At 54.9% G+C, this 5690-nt stretch carries 5 protein-coding genes and 1 pseudogene; 1 reads left to right on the forward strand and 5 read right to left on the reverse strand.

The features are described from left to right. Positions 1-226: 226 nt before the first annotated feature. On the reverse strand, positions 227-1039 hold the full coding sequence (locus tag ISF27_RS12885; protein ID WP_194611880.1) for a HesA/MoeB/ThiF family protein: 813 nt from the start codon (positions 1037-1039) through the stop codon (positions 227-229). A 73-nt stretch (positions 1040-1112) separates the two neighbouring features. Next, on the reverse strand, positions 1113-1748 hold the full coding sequence (locus ISF27_RS12890) for a lactate utilization protein (protein ID WP_194611881.1): 636 nt from the start codon (positions 1746-1748) through the stop codon (positions 1113-1115). A gap of 317 nt (positions 1749-2065) precedes the next feature. Here ISF27_RS12890 and pcp point away from each other — a divergent pair, with 317 nt between their 5' ends. Next, complete coding sequence (gene pcp, locus ISF27_RS12895) at positions 2066-2683, forward strand: pyroglutamyl-peptidase I (protein ID WP_194611882.1); 618 nt, start codon at positions 2066-2068, stop codon at positions 2681-2683. 87 nt (positions 2684-2770) lie between these two features. On the opposite strand, the gene ISF27_RS12900 is transcribed toward pcp, so the two are convergent. The 3 genes and pseudogenes from ISF27_RS12900 to ISF27_RS13665 form a co-directional block, all read right to left on the reverse strand. After that, a complete protein-coding gene (locus tag ISF27_RS12900) occupies positions 2771-3178 on the reverse strand; it encodes an iron chaperone (RefSeq protein WP_194611883.1) in 408 nt (135 codons plus the stop codon). A gap of 169 nt (positions 3179-3347) precedes the next feature. Then, positions 3348-4220 carry a DNA/RNA non-specific endonuclease gene (locus ISF27_RS12905; protein WP_235986435.1) on the reverse strand — a complete coding sequence of 291 codons (873 nt, stop codon included), beginning with the start codon at positions 4218-4220 and terminating at the stop codon, positions 3348-3350. A gap of 1184 nt (positions 4221-5404) precedes the next feature. Continuing rightward, a pseudogene (locus ISF27_RS13665) lies at positions 5405-5506 on the reverse strand (arsenate reductase family protein); the annotation flags it as partial. Positions 5507-5690 lie beyond the last annotated feature (184 nt).

Here is a 5690-nt window from a genome sequence, read left to right on the forward strand (position 1 = left end):
TAGCACGGGGCGAAAAAATGGAACTTTCGGTTGCAATCCAGGCAATGGTAGAAGTTACCCCTTCAAACTGGAACTTCGGATTTCAACCGACCTGTTTTTGATTATAGCCTCAAATATTTTTGTATAAATGAACTTTTTGGGAATTTTGTCAAAATATCCCGCTCAGCGGGTGATGATGTGCCCCGAAACCGCACTGGTTCAGCATCCATGCCTCTATGCCGAAGGATCACGCGCCGCAGGAGATGACGTATTCCTCCGGATGGTCCGTCAGGCTCCGGATATCCGGGTGTTCCCCGCAGACCCGGCACCACGGCGAATGCTCCGGAATTTCCGTCTCATCGAACGTGCACGTCAGCCCGTCATAGTGCAGAAGCCGCCCTGTCAGAAGCTTTCCTTTCCCGATCAGAAAGCGGATCGCCTCCATGGCCTGCAGGCTGCTGATGACGCTGACCGCGGCGCCCACCACACCCGCCTCGCGGCAGGAAGGCATCTCGGCAAGGCCCGGCGCGGAGCCGGAAAGACAGCGAAGACACGGTCCCTCACCCGGAAGCCATGTCATGATCTGTCCGCTCATCGCGAGCACGCCAGCGTGCACGAAAGGCTTCCCTGCAAGCACGCAGGCGTCATTGACCAGAAGCTTGTTCTCGAAATGATCTGTCGCGTCCAGCACGATATCGTACGGCCTGATCAGATCCGTGATGTTGTCCGGCGTGACCCGTTCCTGATAGAGCTCCGTGCGGACCTCCGGATTGATCGCCTGAAGCGTCATGGCAGCGGATTTCGTCTTCTCCATACCGATGCGGTCCGTCCGGTGGATGATCTGCCGCTCCAGATTCGAGAGATCCACGCGGTCGTAATCCGCGATCCCGATTCTTCCAACGCCTGCCGCCGCCAGATACATCAGCGCGCTGCTTCCGAGTCCGCCCGCGCCGATCACCAGCACGCTGCCCTCCGAGAGCTTCTGCTGTCCGGCGATCCCGATCTCCTTCACCGCGATCTGCCTGGAATACCTTTTCAGTTCTTCTCTGGAAAATGCCATCGCCGCCCATTCCTTTCCCCAACCCGATGCTCAGATCCTCCTGGCTGCCTCCGAGAACGCCTGCCTGTCACAATCAGTAGCCCAGTTCCTCATTCACGAGAAGGACATGAATTCTGCCCTGCCTGCCGGAGCGGCGGGTGATGACGAACTGGTTGCAGATGCTGGAATCCTTCACGCACTTCACGCAATGGCCGAATTCCGTACACGGATTGGGTCTCTGCAGCCTCACGTTATTTGCCGGCGCCGCGATCTGCTGTACGCGCGTGATCGCATCGTCCAGGGTCGGAACGATCTTGTTTACGCCGCAGATCACATAGACCTTCTTCGGCCCGTAGATCAGCGCCGCCACGCGGTTTCCGTTTGCGTCAACGTTGTAGAGGCAGCCGTCGAGCGTTACGGCGTTGGAGCTCATCAGATAAACGTCCGCAAAAAATGATTCCCGGAAGACCTTCTGCACGTCGTCGGTATGGTAGCGGTCGAGGAATTTGTAATCCGGATTTCCCGTCAGCCAGTCCGTGATTCCCAGCTCGGAGAGCGTCATGCTGCCGCCGATTCCGACCGTACTGCCCGCCGGGATATGCTCCTTCAGCCAGGCAGCCGCCTCAGCCCCCGTCTCAAAGAAATCCGCGTCAAAATTATGCTTTCTGAGATTTTTGACACATTCCTCCGCCTGCAGTCTTTCAATCGCCTTTACATGCTTATCTGCCATAATAATTTTCTTCCTTTCTGTCCTCTGTCTCTGAAGACACGGCTCCGCTTGCATAGCGCGGCCGCTGCCCCGGAACCCGATGTCATTCGATATCCGTATTATAACCCTCGCCGCCCTGCTTCTCAATCTTCCTGCCGCGCATGTGTCCGCGCCGCATTCCCGCTTTTGCCGCAGCATGGAACAGCGGCAAAGAGCCGGCCGGCCTTGCGCAGTATTGGCAATCATCTCCATCGGTGTTACTCTTACGGGATGAAGAAACACCGCGGAAGATTGCCGCAGCATAATTGCTGGATGAGAAACATGGAGGCAGCATTGGCATGAAAATACTGGTTACCGGCTTTGAGCCGTTCAATCACGATACCGTCAATCCGGCCTGGGAGGCTGTCAGCCGTCTGGAAGATCGGGTCGCAGGCGCAGAGATTCTCCGGCTGCGGGTCCCGACCGTTTTTTACAGATCTATTCAGGTGATCCGCGACGCGATGGACCGGACGCAGCCCGATGCCGTGCTCAGCGTCGGACAGGCCGGCGGACGGGCGATGATCACGGTGGAACGGGTCGGCATCAATCTCGACGATGCCGTGATCGCCGACAACGAAGGCAATCAGCCCGTGGATGAGCCTATCTTCGCGGACGGGGCGGACGGATATTTTTCGACGCTGCCGAACCGTGCGATCGTGGAAGCGATCCGTGCCAGAGGCATTCCGGCGTCTCTCTCCGACACGGCGGGCACTTTCGTCTGCAACCATGTGCTGTACGGCGTGCAGTATCATATCCGCAGGGATTTCCCGCAGATGCGCAGCGGTTTTATCCATATTCCTTGCCTTCCCGCTCAGGCAGCCGGCATGGAAGGCGTCCCCAGCATGAGCCTGGCGGATGATGTGGCCGCGCTCGAAGCCGCAGTCGGAGTGATCGCCGCAAAAGCAATCAGGCGCTGATCGTGGGCAATGAGGTGAAACGACCAAAACGACGTACCTGTCAATTCTTTTGATCGGCGAGTGACCGGGCGATGCACTAAGGACCTGTCATTCCCCCGCCTGCTCATAAGCCCACTTCGCGATCTCTGCAATCAACTCATACGGGATTTCGCGATTGTAAGGAAACTGAATCGCTCCCTTCGATGTCCGGTAATCCTGCAGTCTCTCCCGGAAGGCTTCGATTGCTTCCGGTCCGGGGTAGATGCCGAGGTGATTCTTCTGCGCCGCGAAGTGTATCAGATTCCTTTTTTTCCAGTACGTGGGCATGCCCCAGGAAATCTTCTCCGTGCAGTCAGGCAGCGCCTCGCGCAGAATCCTTCTTGTCTGTTCCAGGATCGGCCGTATCTTATCCGGCTGTTCCGAGAGATACTCGTCGACGGTCGCCGGCATCCGCCCGCAGTAATGCTGCTGATTCACCTTCTGAAACGTTCTTCCGCAAACCGGACATTTCCACATATTCTGCTCCTCCTCTCGCCCGGAAAGGCATGGAACGGATAGCCGTGCGCTGCCGTATATGCCCGGACGGCTGATATCGTAACGACAGATTCCTCAGAGTTTCTCCAGGCTATCCGGATCCAGCAGAAAGTCAAACAATATTGATGCTTGTAATTTTTATCCTGATCTTTCACGGATGACATCGTCCGCAGGGCTGATAGCCTTCCGCAATCAGTTCGTCCCGCGTTTTCGTGGTTTCCGCATAGTTCTTCGGTTTGATCTGATCTACCGAAGAACAGTCCGGGTAATGGAACTTCTTTGTATTCTGATTCAGAGCATACCTTGTCCCATCCGATACGTCTTTCGGATATGCAGCCGGCGCGGTGTTTGTTTTCGCATCTGCGATTTGCTGCTCCAGCGTCTGCTGCTGCACAGAGCCCTGAAACTCCGGTCCGGAACTGTCCCCCGTCGCATAATCGATCGTGATTCCCGGCTGGACATTATAGCAGAACACGCAGAATGATATTCCTTTTCCGCCGTCTTCCACAGATTCGGCTTCCATGAGAACGCCCGCGGCAACCAGGTTATTGGCTTCAAAGACCGGCGTCACCCGATACAGCACATGATTTCCCGTCGCCGTCACGTAATCGGCCGTGCGATTTTCCAAAGGCAGCATGCCTTCTGTATTCAGATATCTGGTGCCGGTAATCAGGTTCCGTTCATTTGCGTTCTCCCCGGTCAGCTCATAGGCGATCAGATGGCAGCGGTTGTACAGATAATTTCCGTCGATGCCGTCATATTTCACCGTATGCCATCCGGACGGCTTGATCATGCCGATGCTGCCGCGCGGTTCCGAAGGCATCAGATCCCGCCCGACCGACGCAATCGCTGCCCCGCACCGGCCCAGGCCATCGAGCGGACTGTACGATTCATAGGAAACTGCAGTGAGATCTCCGGCTGTAAAGTAAGGCTCATTCCCGTTGATTTCGATATAAGGCGTTCCGGCATAGGCGGGAACGGACGAAAGGTCAAATGCATTCTCCCCGGACTGCTCCTGCGCCAAATCTGCAGGTGCAGCATCCGCCGGAGTTTCCGCAGCGCTGAGATCCGCTGACGGGGCAGCAGTCTCTGCGGCTGCCGATGCTGCTTCTGCCGCTGTCCGCGTCGGACTCAAAGACACATCATCTGACGGAAGCGGATCGCTCCCTGTCTGTGCTGTATTCCCCGCCGCTGCAGGTGCTTGCGCTGAAGCATCTGCGATATTGCTGCTGCCTGATGTCCCGGCAAAGTATACAAAGGCAAAACAGATCGCGACGAAAATCAGAATCGGTTTCAGACATCCGCTTCTGTTCCCTGCTCTGCTTTTATCCGTTCTCCTGCGCTTTCCTCTCATGCATATACGCCCCCGATCGATGCCGATGTACTCATTTACCGCTCGCACGGGATCCGCGCTCCGTTTTTCTTCTCTATCGTAAATTTCCTCATGTGAATCTTCACCTTCCCCGCCGCCCCGTGAGGAATTGACTGCCCCGTGACGGATCTGTCAATCCTTGCATGCCTCATGGATAAAATCACGGATACAGCCTCCCCGTGTGAACACTTTGTTTCAAAGCAAGTTCTGCCGTTTCTGAATTCATCTTATCGTTTCAATCCGGGATGTTCAAGGCACTGCCGGCATCAGTCAGACCATTGATGCCGTCTGTATTCATTCTGCACAACATTGATTGGCTGATTACCATAAACAGCCCGCGATATTCACGATTACAGGAATCGTAACGGCCGAAAGGATGATTGTGAAAGCGACCGCTACCACGGCATATGGATAGTCTTTATTGTGCAGCTGTGCGTACACTGCCACGTTTGATCCTGTCGGACAGGCGGAAGCAATCAGACACAGAGATGCGACAAATGCAATCATGATTGAGTGTCGGTATATACACATGGAAGAGGTCATTTTGTCCAATGCTGAACATCGTGATCCTTTCTGAAATCTCCCCGGAAGCGGCTTCATGCCCACGATTTCCAGACTTCCGGCTGATATCCCACCGTCGCCTGACGCCTGTTTCTGACAATCGGAAGCTTCAGTACGGACTGATTCTCCAGAACTTTTTCCGCCCGATCCTCCTCAGCAATATACCTGATCAATGCCAGCAAATCCTTATCCCTGCATTCCGGATCGATCATGGCATCGAGACCGCCGACCGCGCGGCAGACGGATTCCAGTTCTCCTTTGGAAAGACCTTTCTACTTCATATCCACATACTGAAATCTGATGCCGCGCTCTTTGAAGAAGCGCTCCGCCTTCTGGGAATCCCTGGATTTCTTCGTTCCGAAAATCTGTATGTTCATTGCATTCCTTTCATAAGTGTCATTAACGCCATCGGCGTCATCGGCATCAGACTTACTGACGTCATTGGCGTCATTCTTCTGGTTTTCTTTTATGTGAACTTCCAGAGATTTTACAACTAAAGCACCAGATAACGAGCTTCTTTGCAGTCTCTGGAAGTTTTTCCCGTTTCAGTCTTCCTCTTCT

It is taken from the genome of Clostridium vitabionis (assembly GCF_015351765.1).
Lineage (GTDB): Bacteria > Bacillota > Clostridia > Lachnospirales > Lachnospiraceae > Clostridium_R > Clostridium_R vitabionis.